Raw genomic sequence first — 13,992 nt, forward strand, 5'->3', positions numbered from 1 at the left:
GTCAGCCCTCCACGAGTTCTCTGCTCCCGGGGTTGTCCGGGTTGTCGGGGACATCAGGGTTCTCCGACGCCTCGGGATCGCCGGGGCGCGCGGAGTCTTCGGCGGGGTCGGGGGTGTCGTCGGCCACGTCGGGCAGCAGCGTGTCGATCTCCCGTACCGTGCGCCGGGTCATGCTCAGCACCCCGACGGCGATGCCGCAGAGACCGGCGATCAGCAGCATGGCGGCCATGCCGCTGCCCGGCCCGTCGCCCACGAGCGGCCCCAGCACCACGAAGATCCCGGTGCCGTCCGCGGCCTGCGGTTCGAAGACATGGTCGGCGAGCGGCCCGGAGACCGCCGTCGCCAGCGGAACGGAGAGCTGCGACAGGAACATCACGGCGCCGAAGACCCGCCCGTGCCACTCCTGCGGGACCTTGGTCTGCACGATCGCCTGCATCGTGCCGTTGATCATCGGCATCAGCGCCGCGCCCACCAGAATGGCCGCGCACCACCCGGCCACCCCGCCCGCGAGCGCCATCGCCACCTGGGCGGACAGGCACATGCCGATGATCCCGAGCAGCATGCCCCGGGCCCGGTTCCTCGGCCCGTTCCACGCCGCCATCAACAGCCCGCCCGCGACCCCGCCGACCCCGATGGCCGTGTTGACGCTCGCCAGCGCCGCGGTCTCGCCGCCGGACCGGGCCAGCACCATGGGCTGTACGGCGGCGAATCCGAAGACCATGACCAGGTTGACCACGCAGAAGGCCAGCATCAGATCCCGCAGGCTCGGATACCGGAAGAGGAACCGCATCCCCTCCAGGGCCTCGGCGGTGAGCCGCTTGCGCGGCCCGCCCGCCGCCTTCTTCGCGGGACCGGTGTCCCCTCGCATCCGTACGACCCGGACGGCGGCCAGCGCGAGGGCGAAGCTCACCAGGTCGGCGACCAGGATGAAACCGAGCCCGGAGAACGCCACCAGCAGCCCGCCCAGCGCGGGACCGCCGACATCCGCCGTGCTCTTGGCGCTCGCCAGCAGACTGTTGGCCCGCTGGAGCTGCCCCTTGTCCACCAGCAACGGCACGGCGGCGCCCAGCGCCGGGAACTGGAAGGCGGCGGCGGAGCCGAGCAGCATGACGGCCGCGTAGACCTCCCAGGTGCGCAGCCCGCCCGTGAAGTGCAGGACGCTGAGCAGCGCCACGATCAGCAGGCCGCCCCCGTCCGCGAGTTGCAGCGCCGTACGCCTGCTGACCCGGTCGACGAACGCCCCGGCGAGCGGGCTGAGCAGCACCTGCGGGAGAAGCGCGCACAGCGACAGAGTGGTCAGCGCGGTGGCCCGGCCGGTGGCCGACCAGGTCTCGAAGACAAAGGCGAACCGCAGGACGGAATTGCCCACCAGGGAGATCGCCTGCCCGCTCCACACGAGCATGAAGGGACCCATGCCGCTGAACCGGCCGGCTTTCCCCCCGTGCCGCGCGGTCTCGTCCAGCGAGCGCGCTGAATCGGCCACGTGCGTACCCCCGTCGAATGTGGCTTTCGAACGAGAACCTTAGTTCGAAGTCACGCCCGGCGCAGCCCTGATCATGAAAGGCGTCCCAGAAGCCTGACCGACGACGCCCCGGCACGCGACGGGGCCACTCCCCAGTGGTGGTTCACCAGGCGGTTGACCGATGGACTGGCCGGAGCAACTGCCGCCTCCCTAGGATGTGTTGTCGGCGAGGTGATCTCCTCGGCCGGCCCTGTGACTGGGGGAAACGATGGAGCCTGGAAAGCAGCTGTCCACGTCGATCGATGCCACGATTCCGACGGCCGCGCGCATGTACGACTACTACCTCGGCGGCAAGGACAACTACGCCTCCGACCGAGCCGCCTGCGAGGAGCTGGACAAGGTCGTCCCCAGCACCCGCGCCCTCGCGCTGAACAACCGCCGCTTCCTGCAGCGGGTGGTCCGGACGCTGGCCGAGGACTACGGCATCCGGCAGTTCCTCGACCACGGTTCAGGCCTGCCCACCCAGAACAACGTCCACCAGGTCGCGCAGACCGTCGACCCGTCCTCGCGCGTGGTCTACGTAGACAACGACCCGATGGTCCTGGTCCACGGCCGCGCCCTGCTGGAGCAGAACGAGAACACGGCCGTCATCCACGCCGACATGCGCGAGACCGACGCCATCTTCGCCCACGCCGACACCGAGCGCCTGATCGACTTCTCGCAGCCGGTGGCCGTCCTCTTCAACTCGGTGTTCCACTGCATCCCCGACAGCGACACCGACGGCCCGCTGGCCGTGGCCCGCCGAGTGCGCGAACGGCTCGCGCCCGGCAGCTGCATGGTGATGTGCCAGCTGGTCAGCGAGGACGCCGAGGTCCGCAAGTTCGTCACCGACTTCATGGACCAGGCGACCCAGGGACACTGGGGCCGGGTGCGCGAGCCGAAGGACGTGGCGGAGTACTTCGAGGCGCTGGAGATCCTCGAACCCGGGCTGGTGGAGGTCTCCACCTGGCGCCCCGACACCGAGGTGGCACCGCGTCAGCTCACCCAGGAGTGGATCGAGTTCGGCGGCGTGGGCCGGCTCCCCTAGGAGCGCTCACGCCGTCGGGGAGTACCGCTCCATCGTCTCGCGCAGCCGCCTCAGGGACTCGCGCGGGTTGAGGGCCTCGTCGCCCAGCCGGTCCAGGGCGAGGCGGTACTCCTCGGTCTCGTCGCGGTCCTCCAGGAAGGCCGCGCTCTTGATGTGCTCCAGATAGACGATGTCGGGCAGATCGGCGCCGCCGAACCGGAGATAGGTGATCGGCATCGCGGGCGCGGAGGCGTTGGTCACGTCCAGGGGCACGATCTGTACGGTCACATGGGGCCGCTGCGCCATCTCCACGAGATGCTCCAGCTGCGCCCGCATCACCGCACGGCTGCCCAGGACGCGCAGCAGCACCGACTCGTCGACGATCGCCCACAGCTGCGGCGCCTCCGGCCGGTGCAACAGCTCCCGCCGGCGCGTCCGCAGCTCCACACGCCGCTGCACCTCACGGCCGGGCGCCGTCGGCAGCCCGCGCTCCACGACGGCCCGGGTGTAGTCCTCGGTCTGCAACAGGCCGGGCACGTACTGGAGTTCAAAGGTACGGATGGCCGTCGCGGCCTCCTGAAGCCCGACCAGCCGGTCGAACCACTCCGGCATCAGCCGCTTGTCGTAGCGCTGCCACCAGCCGGGCTCACCGGCGCGCTGCAGCAACTGGAGCAGGACCGAGGCCTCGTACTCCGCGGCCCCGTACCGCTCCAGCAGTTTGCGGATGTCGGCCTCCGTGGGCGGCCGACGGCCCTTGCCCGCCTCGATGCGCGACAACTTCGCCGGGCTGAACCCGACGGCGCGAGCCGCCTGGTCCTGGGAGAGGCCCACGTCCTCGCGGATACCCGCCAGCTGGACGCCGACCAGCATCTTCAGCAGGGTCGGCGCGGGTTCGGTCCGGTTCAGATACGGCTCGAGGCGGGAGATGCGAGGTGACTCGGCGGACATCCTGACTCCCCGTAGACCGGCATACGACAGACAGCATTATCGCATCCCGCCGCCTCGTGCCGCCGGAACCGCGGAAACTGGGGGGCTCAACTTCCGCTTCGCGGCGGCGTTTCGCTCCCCGCCGGCCTTCCGTTCCCGCGCGGCGGACCCGTCCCACCCGCGGGTCGGACGAGGTGGTCGAACAGGTCAGACGAGGTGGTCGAACTCTCCCTCCTTCGCGCCCGCCAGGAACGCGGTGATCTCGGCCGGGGTGTACACGAGGGCCGGTCCGTCGGGGTCGCGGGAGTTGCGCATCGCGATGCTGCCATCGCCCAGGGGGGCCACCTCGACGCAGTTGCCCTCGGCGTTGCTGTGCCGGCTCTTGGTCCAGCGGACGCCCAACGAGCTTGCCCGCACGCCGTTCGGTGCTGTCGCCACTGCACTCTCCTTGCTCACGTTCCGCCACGCGCGCGCCCCGACGCTTCCGCGCCCGGAGCGCACCACGTGCTCTGCGCCGACACCGTTCGCGCAATTTCCCGTGAAATTGCACGGAGGCGCCGTCGGCGTGGATAATAGTCCGTGGCGTCAACGGCAGTGCGGACGCCCCGTCCTGACCGTGTATCAGGGAGACGTTGTGTCCTTACCTGCGTACGAAGGGCTTCGGCTGCCCGGCAGCACTGCCTCCTCCGCGGGGTTGGCGGTGCCACCGGGAGCCCGCCCCGGAGCCCCGGCGGCGGCCCGGCTCACCAGGACCGAACCCCCGCGCACCTCGCCCCGCTCCGTCGCCCTGCGCCTGGTCGGCGCCGAACAGGGCTGCGGCCAGGCCCGCGACTTCGTCCGTCGCACGCTTGCCGACTGGGCGTTGGACCACTGCCGCGCGGACGCCCTCACGGTGGTCGCCGAACTGCTCGCCAACGCCGTACTGCACGCCGCACCGCATTCCGCGGCCCGCCCCTCGTCCTGCGGCGAGGCCGAGATCTGGCTGAAGCTCAGCCTCCGCCGCCCGGCCCACCTGGTCTGCGCGGTCGCCGACCCGAGCGACCACCCGCCGGTGTATCCGCACACGAGCGACCCCTTCGACGAGCACGGCCGCGGGCTGCGCATCATCGACGCCCTGTCCGAGCACTGGGGCTGGACGCGGCGCCAGCCCTCGGGCAAGACGGTCTGGGCGATGCTCCGAACCGACCGGCAGGACTGATCCGGATTCCACCGCGGCACTGCATCCGCACATGTGCCGCAGCGAGTGAACATTTGGGCAAGTGCCCGAATAGGCCGCCATATTTGGGGCGACCCGACCGGTGGGTGTAACACGGTCACGAGAGCGTGGCGCAGGACTAGGTGAAGGAAGAAGCGGGTCGCCTCAGAGGCCGTATTCGGCTCCCGGGGTAACCAGTCCGAACCAGTCCGCCCAGCCACGCGTCAGATCGGATTTCTCGTGAACACCGACCCGGTTTCCGGATATCAGCCGTACGACCAGCCCACGGGCCCCGACCGCTCCCGGCGGAACCCGGACGCCGGCCGAAGAGCCGCCCTCACCATCTGCACGATCGCCGACGTCTCGGCCGGTCTGCTCGGCCTGTGGATCGTGCTGTACCTGCTCGACGCGAATCAGGCGAACGTGTTCGTGGAGTTCGTGCGCGGAGCGGCGAACTGGCTCGGAGGATGGGCACAGGACATTTTCACGATGGACACGGAAGGCCTACGCGTCATCCTCAATTACGGTCTTCCTGCCGCCCTTTATCTGCTTCTCGGGCACGGAATCGCCGCCCGAATCAACCGGGCCTGACGGCATTACCCACCGGAAGGACCGGCGCTATGACACGCACTCGCACCGAAAACGATCACCTGCCGATTTATGAAGACCTCGTGCGCGAACGCGGAGACGCCGTGGCGGAAGCGCAGATGGCGGCCGCACACACCCAGCACCAGGCGGCGGAACTCCTTCCCGAGGGGGAGACGACCCACCGGAACCAGCAGGCGGCACACCATCAACGGCATGACTTCCATTGACAAGGTGAACGGCCGCCGCGCGCCTCGGCGACGTCGGACGCCGTGTCTTGCGATCCGCTGAGTCCTGACCCGTCAGAGCGGTTTGAGGCGGGCCTTGAGCAGACAGAACTCGTTGCCCTCGGGGTCGGCGAGAACATGCCACTGCTCCTCGCCGGTCTGCCCGATGTCGGCCGGGCGCGCCCCGAGCTTCAGCAGGCGTTCGAGCTCGGCGTCCTGATCGCGGTCGGTTGCGTTGACGTCGATGTGCAGCCGGGGCTTCCCCTGCTCCGGCTCGTCCCTGCGGCTGAGGATGATCGTCGGCTGCGGCCCGCCGAACCCTTCGCGCGGCCCGATCTCAAGGGTGCCGTCCTCTTCCCGGTCGAGCACCACGAAGTCCAGGACCTCGCACCAGAACCGCGCCAGCACCTCGGGATCACGGCAACCGAGCACGAGTTCACTGATGCGACATGCCATGGACGAAACCTGCTCTCGGCGTGGGAACTGTCAGGGCGGCCGCGCGGGGAGCACCAAGCCTCCCGGCAGCGGGATCACGGTCGAGACCGTACTGGGCGAGACGATCAGACGCGAAGGATTTTGTGACGTCCTCGCAGCGGCAACCACCGCCACGTGCAGCCGGCGGCGGGCCACGAAGACCGAACCAGAGCTGCTCGCCGGACGGCCGCCCGAACGTGTCGCCCAGGTAGCCGAACTCGACGCACGCCGCGTGCTTGACCAGGCCCAGCAGGTTGGTCCCGGTCGGTGTCAGCGGGCGGCGGATGTCGTACGCCGACGTTCACCATCAGGATCCCCGAAACCGATCCGCTGGTACGGGCCGGATTCCCCGCCCATGTCACCGTGCTCTACCCGTTCGTGCACGAGACCGCATAGACGCCCAGGTCCACCGTGAACTCTCCGGCAGCTTCGCCGGGCACGCTTCACCCAGGACGCGGCTACGAGATGTCCAACTCATCGTCTGGGACGGTGAACGCCGGCAGAACCGAGTCGAGTACCCACTCGCTCGCGTGAGCCCGAGCTCGGACGGGCCGGACAGCACCACATGAGGTGACCCGACAGCCGCTCCAGGCGGCACCCGCCCGCACATACGCGAAGACCCCGCACTCAGCGTTTCCGCTGATGACGGGGTCTTTGGGCACCTCATACAAGGTGCCCCCGGCAGGATTCGAACCTGCGCACACGGCTCCGGAGGCCGTTGCTCTATCCCCTGAGCTACGGGGGCGTGTCGGGCGCCTTGCTTGGCGGCGACGGGTAGAACCCTACCAGCTCTTGGAGGGTGTTCATGAACGGGTTTCCGGGGCCGTGGCACCCGGCGTGACCTGGGGTGGGTCCCTCGCGCGGGGTGGAAGTGGGCAAAAGCCGGACGCGGTGGCCGGTCCCGACCTACTCTCGAGTTGTGCCAGGCGCGTCGGGCCGGGTGCTTGTTGTGGACGACAACAAGGTCATCCGGCAGCTGATCAGGGTCAATCTCGAGCTGGAGGGGCTTGAGGTGGTGACCGCGGCCGATGGTGCCGAGTGTCTGGAAGTCGTTCATCAGGTGCGCCCCGATGTGATCACCCTGGACGTGGTCATGCCCCGCCTCGACGGTCTGCGTACCGCCGCGCGCCTCCGCGCCGACCCCCGTACCCGCGACCTTCCCCTCGCGATCGTCAGCGCCTGTACCCAGTACGAGGTCGACACCGGCGTCGACGTCGGCGTCGACGCCTTCCTCGCCAAGCCCTTCGAGCCGGCCGAACTCGTCAGCCTCGTACGGCGATTGATCGAGCGGAACCCGAACGGAGGACGGAGCGGGGATCGCAGCGGCGAGCGCGAAGGCGGGAAAGAGGGCAGGGGAGAGGGCAGGGGCGCGGACAGCGCGGCGGACAGGGGCAGGGGTAGGGACCGGGACACCAGCGCGGCCGTCGTCGGGGGCGTCCTCGGTGCGGCCGGGGAGGCCGCCGGGCGCACCGGCGGCTGACACCGCGCCGCTCCCCTCGGCCACCTCTCCCCGGCCCACCACCACGCCGCGCCGTCCGCACCGCCCCTTACCGGCCCCGCCACCCCACGCCGTCCACATCCCGGGACCGCCCAAACCCATTCGCATACCCGCCCCCTTCCTCCCCTACGCTTGTCCCGTGACCCCCGTCGAGCTCTCCCGTACCGTGCTGTGCGCGGTGCGTCGTGCTGTCGACGAGGGGGAGCTGCGCGTCACCGTGCCGGAGCGTGCCGTGGTCACCGTTCCCGGCCCCGGCGGCTGTGGCGACTACGCCACCAACATCGCCCTGCAGCTCGCCCGCCCGGCCGGAGAACCGTCGCTGCGTGTCGCGGAGATCCTGCGGCCGCACCTCGCCGACGCGGACGGCGTCGGCGACGTCGTCGTCACCGGGCCGGGATTCATCAACATCAGCCTGCTGGACACCGCGCCCGCGGCCCTGGTCGAGGAGATCCTGCGGCGCGGAACGCGGTACGGGTTCACCGACGGGCCTCGCCCGCCGCACGAACCTCGCCCGCCCCACAGCTCCGACCGCCACCCCGAGCCCCACGGGCTCCACGGGCAGATCCGGCAGCTGCACTGTGCCCACGAGATCCGTGCCGTCGTCGTCATGGAAGCCGTCGCCCGACTGCTGCGCTCCCAGGGCGCCCTCGTCCGTACCAGTTGCGAGGCCCGGCCCGAGCCGGAGTGGGAGGCCGTGCTCGGCGTGCGCGTCGATGCCCACGGCAGGCCCGGGGCACCGGCCCCCCTGGAAGTCGGCGTACGGCCCGTGCCGGCGCCCGCCGACCCCCTCCCGCTCGGCCGCGACGCCGCCCGCTGGGCCTTGCTCCACCCCGCCGGTCACGACCGGCCCCGGATCAGCGACGATCATCTCGTCCAGTGCGAGGGCAACCCCCTCTTCCGCGTCCGGTACGCCCACGCCCGTACTCGGGCCCTCAGCCGCAACGCCGCCGACCTGGGGTTCGACGCCGAGCCCGGGGACGTACGGCATGACGTCGTGGCCCTGCTCGCGGATCACCCCCGCGTCCTGGCCCGGGCGGCTGCCCACCAGGCTCCCGACCGTCTCGCCCGGCACCTCGTCACCGTCGCCGATGCCGTGCTCGCGTTCGTGCCCGCCGTCCTGCCCCGGGGCGCGGAGAAACCCTCGGCCGCCCACCGTGCCCGGCTCGCGCTCGCCGAAGCCGCCGGGACGGTGCTGGCCGGTGGCCTGTCCCTGCTCGGCATCGACGCACCCGATCACCTCTGAGAGAGCACACGACAGTCATGAGCCGTTCCGCACATCCCGCCGGGCCCCGTCACGCCGACGTCCTTCCCGAGGGTCACTACTCCGCCCCGCCCGCGGACCTCAACACCCTCGACCCCAAGGTGTGGGCCCAGACCGTCGCCCGCGACGCCGACGGAGTCGTCACCGTCGGCGGCATCGACGTGAAGACCCTCGCCGAACAGCACGGCACCCCCTCGTACATCCTCGACGAGGCCGACTTCCGGGCCCGCGCCCGGGCCTGGCGCGGTGCCTTCGGGGCCGACGCCGACGTCTTCTACGCCGGCAAGGCGTTCCTGTCCCGTGCCGTCGTGCGGTGGCTGCACGAGGAAGGGCTCAACCTGGACGTGTGCTCCGGGGGTGAGCTCGCCACCGCCCTGACCGCCGGCATGCCCGCCGACCGCATCGCCTTCCACGGCAACAACAAGTCCGTCGACGAGATCACCCGTGCCATCGAGGCCGGCGTGGGCCGTATCGTCCTCGACTCCTTCCAGGAGATCGTCCGCGTCGCCCACATCGCGCAGGCACTCGGCAAGCGGCAGCGGGTCCAGATCCGGATCACCGTGGGCGTGGAAGCGCACACGCACGAGTTCATCGCCACCGCCCACGAGGACCAGAAGTTCGGCATCCCGCTCGCCGGGGGACAGGCCGCCGAGGCCGTGCGGCGTGCGCTGAAGCTCGACGGGCTGGAGCTCATCGGGATCCACAGCCACATCGGGTCCCAGATCTTCGACATGTCCGGCTTCGAGGTCGCCGCGCACCGCGTCGTCGGGCTGCTCAAGGACATCCGCGACGAGCACGGCGTCGAGCTTCCCGAGATCGACCTCGGGGGCGGGCTCGGTATCGCGTACACCAGCGACGACGACCCCCGCGAACCCCACGAGATCGCCAAGGCGCTCACCGAGATCGTCACCCGTGAGTGTGAGGCCGCCAGACTGCGGACCCCGCGCATCTCCGTCGAGCCCGGCCGGGCCATCGTCGGGCCGACCGCCTTCACGCTCTACGAGGTCGGCACCATCAAGCCGCTCGACGGACTGCGGACGTACGTCTCCGTCGACGGCGGCATGTCGGACAACATCCGTACGGCCCTGTACGACGCCGAGTACAGCGTCGCCCTGGTGTCCCGGACGAGCGACGCCGAGCCCATGCTCGCCCGCGTCGTCGGCAAGCACTGCGAGAGCGGGGACATCGTCGTGAAGGACGCGTTCCTTCCCGCCGACCTGGCACCGGGTGACCTCGTCGCCGTACCGGCCACGGGTGCCTACTGCCGGTCCATGGCCAGCAACTACAACCATGTGCTCCGCCCGCCCGTCGTCGCCGTGAACGACGGCGCGGCCCGGGTGATCGTCCGCCGTGAGACGGAGGAGGACCTCCTGCGTCTCGACGTCGGGTAACGGCGGAGCAGGACCCGGGGTGGAAGATCTCCTGTCATCCACCCCGGTACAAATGAAATCGATGTCTCACGATCCGGACGAAGGGCAGAAAGTCCCGTCCGGTGAGTGAGACTGGTGCAACCGTAGACGGTATTAGGAAACGAGGTCGGATGATGCGTACGCGTCCGCTGAAGGTGGCGCTGCTGGGCTGTGGAGTTGTCGGCTCAGAGGTGGCGCGCATCATGACGACGCACGCCGACGACCTCGCCGCCCGGATCGGAGCACCCGTGGAGCTCGCGGGCGTGGCCGTACGGCGGCCCTCCAAGGTCCGTGAGGGCATCGACCCCGCGCTCGTCACCACCGACGCCACCGCCCTGGTCAAGCGCGGCGACATCGACGTCGTGGTGGAAGTCATCGGGGGGATCGAGCCCGCCCGCGCCCTCATCACCACCGCCTTCGAGCACGGCGCGTCCGTCGTCTCGGCCAACAAGGCGCTCCTCGCCCAGGACGGCGCCGCCCTGCACGCGGCCGCCGAGCAGCACGGCCGCGACCTCTACTACGAGGCAGCCGTCGCCGGCGCCATCCCGCTGATCCGGCCGCTGCGCGAGTCCCTCGCCGGCGACAAGGTCAACCGGGTGCTCGGCATCGTCAACGGGACCACGAACTTCATCCTCGACAAGATGGACTCGACGGGCGCCGGGTACCAGGAGGCCCTCGACGAGGCCACCGCCCTGGGGTACGCGGAGGCCGACCCGACCGCCGACGTCGAGGGCTTCGACGCCGCCGCCAAGGCAGCCATCCTCGCCGGCATCGCCTTCCACACGCGCGTGCGTCTGGACGACGTCTACCGCGAGGGCATGACCGAGGTGACCGCGGCCGACTTCGCCTCCGCCAGGGAGATGGGCTGCACCATCAAGCTGCTCGCCATCTGCGAGCGGGCCAAGGACGGGGCGTCGGTCACCGCGCGCGTGCATCCCGCCATGATCCCGCTGACCCACCCGCTTGCCTCCGTGCGCGGCGCGTACAACGCCGTGTTCGTGGAGTCGGACGCTTCCGGTCAGCTCATGTTCTACGGCCCCGGCGCGGGCGGTTCCCCGACCGCGTCCGCCGTGCTCGGCGACCTCGTCGCCGTCTGTCGCAACCGGCTCAGCGGGGCAACGGGGCCCGGCGAGTCGGCGTATGCCGCCCTGCCCGTCTCGCCGATGGGCGACGTCGTCACGCGCTATCACATCAGCCTCGACGTGGCGGACAAACCGGGTGTTCTCGCCCAGGTGGCGACCGTGTTCGCGGAGCACGGTGTCTCGATCGATACGGTTCGCCAGCAAGGTCGACAAGACGGGGTCGGCGACGCCTCCCTCGTCGTCGTCACCCACCGTGCGTCCGACGCGGCCCTGAACGGCACCGTCGAGGCGCTGCGCAAGCTCGACACCGTGCGGGGTGTCGCCAGCATCATGCGGGTTGAAGGAGAGTAACCAGCAATGACCCACCAGTGGCGCGGAATCATCGAGGAGTACCGGGACCGGCTGCCCGTCTCCGACACCACGCCGGTCGTGACGCTCCGCGAGGGCGGCACGCCCCTCGTGCCCGCGCAGGTGCTCTCCGAGCGCACGGGCTGCGAGGTCCACCTCAAGGTGGAGGGCGCCAACCCCACCGGGTCCTTCAAGGACCGCGGTATGACCATGGCCATCACGCGGGCCAAGGAGGAGGGCGCGAAGGCGGTCATCTGCGCCTCCACCGGCAACACGTCGGCCTCCGCCGCGGCCTACGCCGTCCGCGCGGGCATGGTGTCGGCCGTCCTCGTCCCGCAGGGCAAGATCGCGCTCGGCAAGATGGGCCAGGCCCTCATCCACGGCGCGAAGATCCTCCAGGTCGACGGCAACTTCGACGACTGCCTCACGCTCGCCCGCGACCTGAGCGACAACTACCCCGTGGCGCTGGTCAATTCGGTCAACCCGGTGCGTATCGAGGGGCAGAAGACGGCCGCCTTCGAGATCGTGGACATGCTGGGCGACGCCCCCGACATCCATGTTCTGCCGGTGGGCAACGCGGGCAACATCACCGCGTACTGGAAGGGCTACACGGAGTACGCCGCCGACGGCGTCTCCCGGCAGACCCCGCGCATGTGGGGCTTCCAGGCCTCCGGCTCAGCGCCCATCGTGCGCGGCGAGGTCGTCAAGGACCCGTCGACCATCGCCACCGCCATCCGCATCGGCAACCCCGCGTCCTGGCAGTACGCGCTCGCCGCGCGGGACGAGTCCGGCGGCTTCATCGACGAGGTGACGGACCGTGAAATCCTGCGCGCCTACCGCCTGTTGGCCGCGCAGGAGGGCGTCTTCGTCGAGCCCGCCTCCGCCGCGTCCGTCGCCGGTCTGCTGAAGGCCGCCGAGCAGGGCAAGGTCGACCCGGGCCAGCGCATCGTGTGCACCGTCACCGGCAACGGCCTCAAGGACCCCGACTGGGCCGTCGCCGGCGCCCCGCAGCCCGTCACCGTCCCGGTCGACGCGGCGACGGCGGCCGAGCGGCTCGGGCTGGCGTAGGCGACGCCGCACCCCGTCATGGCGGTGCCCACCCCGTCGTACGGGACTCGCGCACGCGAGTAAGAGGGCGCTCGCCTGGGGAATTTCCCTACCGTGGGTGCACAGGGGGCATACGACACGCATCGTGCGCCTCCTGTGCGCCCTATGTCGCCACAGAACCTACCTTCGATAGGCTGTACTGAACCCGCCCGCCGCATATGCCTCCGCATGGGGCGCGGTGCCGCGCCGTCCCCGTGGCCCGGAAGCGGCCCCAGGGGTTCTCGTACGTCATCGAATGTCTTCGACCATCACGCAGCTCAAGGAGAGTCATCAAGCGATGGCCGGTCCAGCGTTCCGCGCCGCCGCCGTCCGGGTGCGCGTCCCCGCCACCAGCGCCAACCTCGGCCCGGGCTTCGACGCCCTCGGCCTGTCGCTGGGGCTGTACGACGACGTGGTCGTCCGGGTGGCCGACTCCGGGCTGCACATCGACATCGCGGGTGAGGGCAGCGAGACGCTGCCGCGTGACGAGAAGCACCTTCTCGTACGCTCCCTGCGCACCGCCTTCGATCTGCTGGGCGGCCAGCCGCGCGGCCTGGAGATCGTCTGCGCCAACCGCATTCCGCACGGCCGCGGTCTGGGCTCCTCCTCCGCCGCCATCTGCGCCGGCATCGTCGCGGCCCGCGCCGTGACCATAGGCGGCGAGACCAAGCTCGACGACGCGGCCCTGCTGGAGCTCGCCACCGAGATCGAGGGCCACCCGGACAACGTCGCGGCCTGTCTGCTCGGCGGGTTCACCCTCTCCTGGATGGAGGCGGGGGCCGCCCGGGCGATCAGGATGGAGCCCGCCGATTCCATCGTTCCGGTGGTTTTCGTGCCCGGAAAGCCGGTGCTCACCGAGACCGCGCGCGGTCTGCTCCCGCGCACCGTCCCGCATGTCGACGCCGCCACCAACGCGGGCCGAGCGGCCCTGCTCGTCGAGGCCCTGACGCGGCGCCCCGAGCTGCTGCTGCCCGCCACCGAGGACCGTCTCCACCAGGAGTACCGCGCGCCGGCCATGCCGGAGAGCGCCGCGCTGGTGGAGCGACTGCGGGCCGACGGAGTCCCGGCAGTCATTTCAGGAGCGGGACCCACCGTGCTCGCGCTGGCCGATGCCGACAGTGCCGACAAGGTGGCCCATCTGGCAGGCGAGGGCTGGGCCGCGAACCGGCTCGACCTCGACGCGCAGGGAGCGAGCGTGTTGCCGCTTGCGCCCTCCTGAGTCGATTAAGAACATGCGCTTGCCGGATTTCGAGAGGGGGAATGTTTGTTGGATCCGGTAGTGTTAACCTCAAGTCTGCACCCGACCCCACCATGGCGAGGTGCTTGTTGTCCCCGTCCGGGACAGACATTCTTCCGGGAGCCTCCCAAGCCG

General features: G+C 70.4%; 14 protein-coding genes, 1 tRNA gene and 1 pseudogene. 10 read left to right on the forward strand and 6 right to left on the reverse strand.

Annotation, left to right across the window (positions count from 1 at the left end):
* Position 1: 1 nt before the first annotated feature.
* Positions 2 to 1,483 (reverse strand): MFS transporter, encoded by a 1,482-nt coding sequence (locus ACFU95_RS03815; protein ID WP_383821217.1) that lies wholly within the window; start codon positions 1,481 to 1,483, stop codon positions 2 to 4.
* Positions 1,484 to 1,730: 247 nt separating this feature from the next.
* Here ACFU95_RS03815 and ACFU95_RS03820 point away from each other — a divergent pair, with 247 nt between their 5' ends.
* Positions 1,731 to 2,549, forward strand: coding sequence for an SAM-dependent methyltransferase (locus tag ACFU95_RS03820; protein WP_383821220.1), 819 nt, complete (start codon positions 1,731 to 1,733; stop codon positions 2,547 to 2,549).
* A gap of 6 nt (positions 2,550 to 2,555) precedes the next feature.
* Here the strand turns inward: ACFU95_RS03820 and ACFU95_RS03825 are convergent, their stop codons facing one another.
* Together ACFU95_RS03825 and ACFU95_RS03830 are read right to left on the reverse strand one after the other, a co-directional pair.
* Positions 2,556 to 3,476, reverse strand: coding sequence for a helix-turn-helix domain-containing protein (locus tag ACFU95_RS03825; protein ID WP_383821222.1), 921 nt, complete (start codon positions 3,474 to 3,476; stop codon positions 2,556 to 2,558).
* Between the two features lie 186 nt (positions 3,477 to 3,662).
* Positions 3,663 to 3,893: a DUF397 domain-containing protein gene (locus ACFU95_RS03830; protein ID WP_383821225.1), complete on the reverse strand. Its 231-nt coding sequence runs from the start codon at positions 3,891 to 3,893 to the stop codon at positions 3,663 to 3,665.
* A 196-nt stretch (positions 3,894 to 4,089) separates the two neighbouring features.
* On the opposite strand from ACFU95_RS03830, the gene ACFU95_RS03835 reads away from it, so the two are divergent.
* From ACFU95_RS03835 to ACFU95_RS03845, 3 genes are all read left to right on the forward strand, one after another.
* Positions 4,090 to 4,653 (forward strand): ATP-binding protein, encoded by a 564-nt coding sequence (locus tag ACFU95_RS03835; RefSeq protein WP_383821228.1) that lies wholly within the window; start codon positions 4,090 to 4,092, stop codon positions 4,651 to 4,653.
* A 237-nt stretch (positions 4,654 to 4,890) separates the two neighbouring features.
* A complete protein-coding gene (locus ACFU95_RS03840) occupies positions 4,891 to 5,241 on the forward strand; it encodes a hypothetical protein (protein ID WP_383821231.1) in 351 nt (116 codons plus the stop codon).
* A gap of 29 nt (positions 5,242 to 5,270) precedes the next feature.
* Positions 5,271 to 5,465: a hypothetical protein gene (locus ACFU95_RS03845; protein ID WP_383821234.1), complete on the forward strand. Its 195-nt coding sequence runs from the start codon at positions 5,271 to 5,273 to the stop codon at positions 5,463 to 5,465.
* A 72-nt stretch (positions 5,466 to 5,537) separates the two neighbouring features.
* On the opposite strand, the gene ACFU95_RS03850 is transcribed toward ACFU95_RS03845, so the two are convergent.
* The 3 genes and pseudogenes from ACFU95_RS03850 to ACFU95_RS03860 all read right to left on the reverse strand — a co-directional run bounded on the left by ACFU95_RS03850 (position 5,538) and on the right by ACFU95_RS03860 (position 6,681).
* A complete protein-coding gene (locus ACFU95_RS03850) occupies positions 5,538 to 5,918 on the reverse strand; it encodes a VOC family protein (protein WP_383821237.1) in 381 nt (126 codons plus the stop codon).
* 187 nt (positions 5,919 to 6,105) lie between these two features.
* Positions 6,106 to 6,234, reverse strand: a pseudogene (locus ACFU95_RS03855) (DUF664 domain-containing protein); the annotation flags it as partial.
* A gap of 375 nt (positions 6,235 to 6,609) precedes the next feature.
* Positions 6,610 to 6,681: transfer RNA gene (locus ACFU95_RS03860), tRNA-Arg, on the reverse strand.
* A gap of 174 nt (positions 6,682 to 6,855) precedes the next feature.
* On the opposite strand from ACFU95_RS03860, the gene ACFU95_RS03865 reads away from it, so the two are divergent.
* The 6 genes from ACFU95_RS03865 (at position 6,856) to thrB (ending at position 13,839) form a co-directional block, all read left to right on the forward strand.
* Positions 6,856 to 7,416 carry a response regulator gene (locus ACFU95_RS03865; RefSeq protein WP_383821239.1) on the forward strand — a complete coding sequence of 187 codons (561 nt, stop codon included), beginning with the start codon at positions 6,856 to 6,858 and terminating at the stop codon, positions 7,414 to 7,416.
* Between the two features lie 157 nt (positions 7,417 to 7,573).
* Positions 7,574 to 8,677: an ArgS-related anticodon-binding protein NrtL gene (gene nrtL / locus ACFU95_RS03870; protein ID WP_383821242.1), complete on the forward strand. Its 1,104-nt coding sequence runs from the start codon at positions 7,574 to 7,576 to the stop codon at positions 8,675 to 8,677.
* Between the two features lie 17 nt (positions 8,678 to 8,694).
* Positions 8,695 to 10,086: a diaminopimelate decarboxylase gene (lysA, locus tag ACFU95_RS03875; protein ID WP_383821245.1), complete on the forward strand. Its 1,392-nt coding sequence runs from the start codon at positions 8,695 to 8,697 to the stop codon at positions 10,084 to 10,086.
* A 152-nt stretch (positions 10,087 to 10,238) separates the two neighbouring features.
* Positions 10,239 to 11,537, forward strand: coding sequence for a homoserine dehydrogenase (locus ACFU95_RS03880; RefSeq protein WP_383821418.1), 1,299 nt, complete (start codon positions 10,239 to 10,241; stop codon positions 11,535 to 11,537).
* A gap of 6 nt (positions 11,538 to 11,543) precedes the next feature.
* Complete coding sequence (gene thrC, locus ACFU95_RS03885; RefSeq protein ID WP_383821247.1) at positions 11,544 to 12,602, forward strand: threonine synthase; 1,059 nt, start codon at positions 11,544 to 11,546, stop codon at positions 12,600 to 12,602.
* 316 nt (positions 12,603 to 12,918) lie between these two features.
* Positions 12,919 to 13,839: a homoserine kinase gene (thrB, locus tag ACFU95_RS03890; RefSeq protein ID WP_383821249.1), complete on the forward strand. Its 921-nt coding sequence runs from the start codon at positions 12,919 to 12,921 to the stop codon at positions 13,837 to 13,839.
* The last annotated feature ends 153 nt before the right edge of the window (positions 13,840 to 13,992 follow it).

It is taken from the genome of Streptomyces sp. NPDC057623 (assembly GCF_042800355.1).
Classification (GTDB): Bacteria; Actinomycetota; Actinomycetes; order Streptomycetales; family Streptomycetaceae; genus Streptomyces.

Bases quoted from the DNA above. Each gene is read 5' to 3' on its own strand.
- ACFU95_RS03820 (WP_383821220.1), top strand. From the start codon at position 1,731: ATGGAGCCTGGAAAGCAGCTGTCCACGTCGATCGATGCCACGATTCCG.
- ACFU95_RS03825 (WP_383821222.1), bottom strand. From the start codon at position 3,476: ATGTCCGCCGAGTCACCTCGCATCTCCCGCCTCGAGCCGTATCTGAAC.
- ACFU95_RS03845 (WP_383821234.1), top strand. From the start codon at position 5,271: ATGACACGCACTCGCACCGAAAACGATCACCTGCCGATTTATGAAGAC.
- ACFU95_RS03850 (WP_383821237.1), bottom strand. From the start codon at position 5,918: ATGGCATGTCGCATCAGTGAACTCGTGCTCGGTTGCCGTGATCCCGAG.
- lysA (WP_383821245.1), top strand. From the start codon at position 8,695: ATGAGCCGTTCCGCACATCCCGCCGGGCCCCGTCACGCCGACGTCCTT.
- ACFU95_RS03880 (WP_383821418.1), top strand. From the start codon at position 10,239: ATGCGTACGCGTCCGCTGAAGGTGGCGCTGCTGGGCTGTGGAGTTGTC.
- thrC (WP_383821247.1), top strand. From the start codon at position 11,544: ATGACCCACCAGTGGCGCGGAATCATCGAGGAGTACCGGGACCGGCTG.
- thrB (WP_383821249.1), top strand. From the start codon at position 12,919: ATGGCCGGTCCAGCGTTCCGCGCCGCCGCCGTCCGGGTGCGCGTCCCC.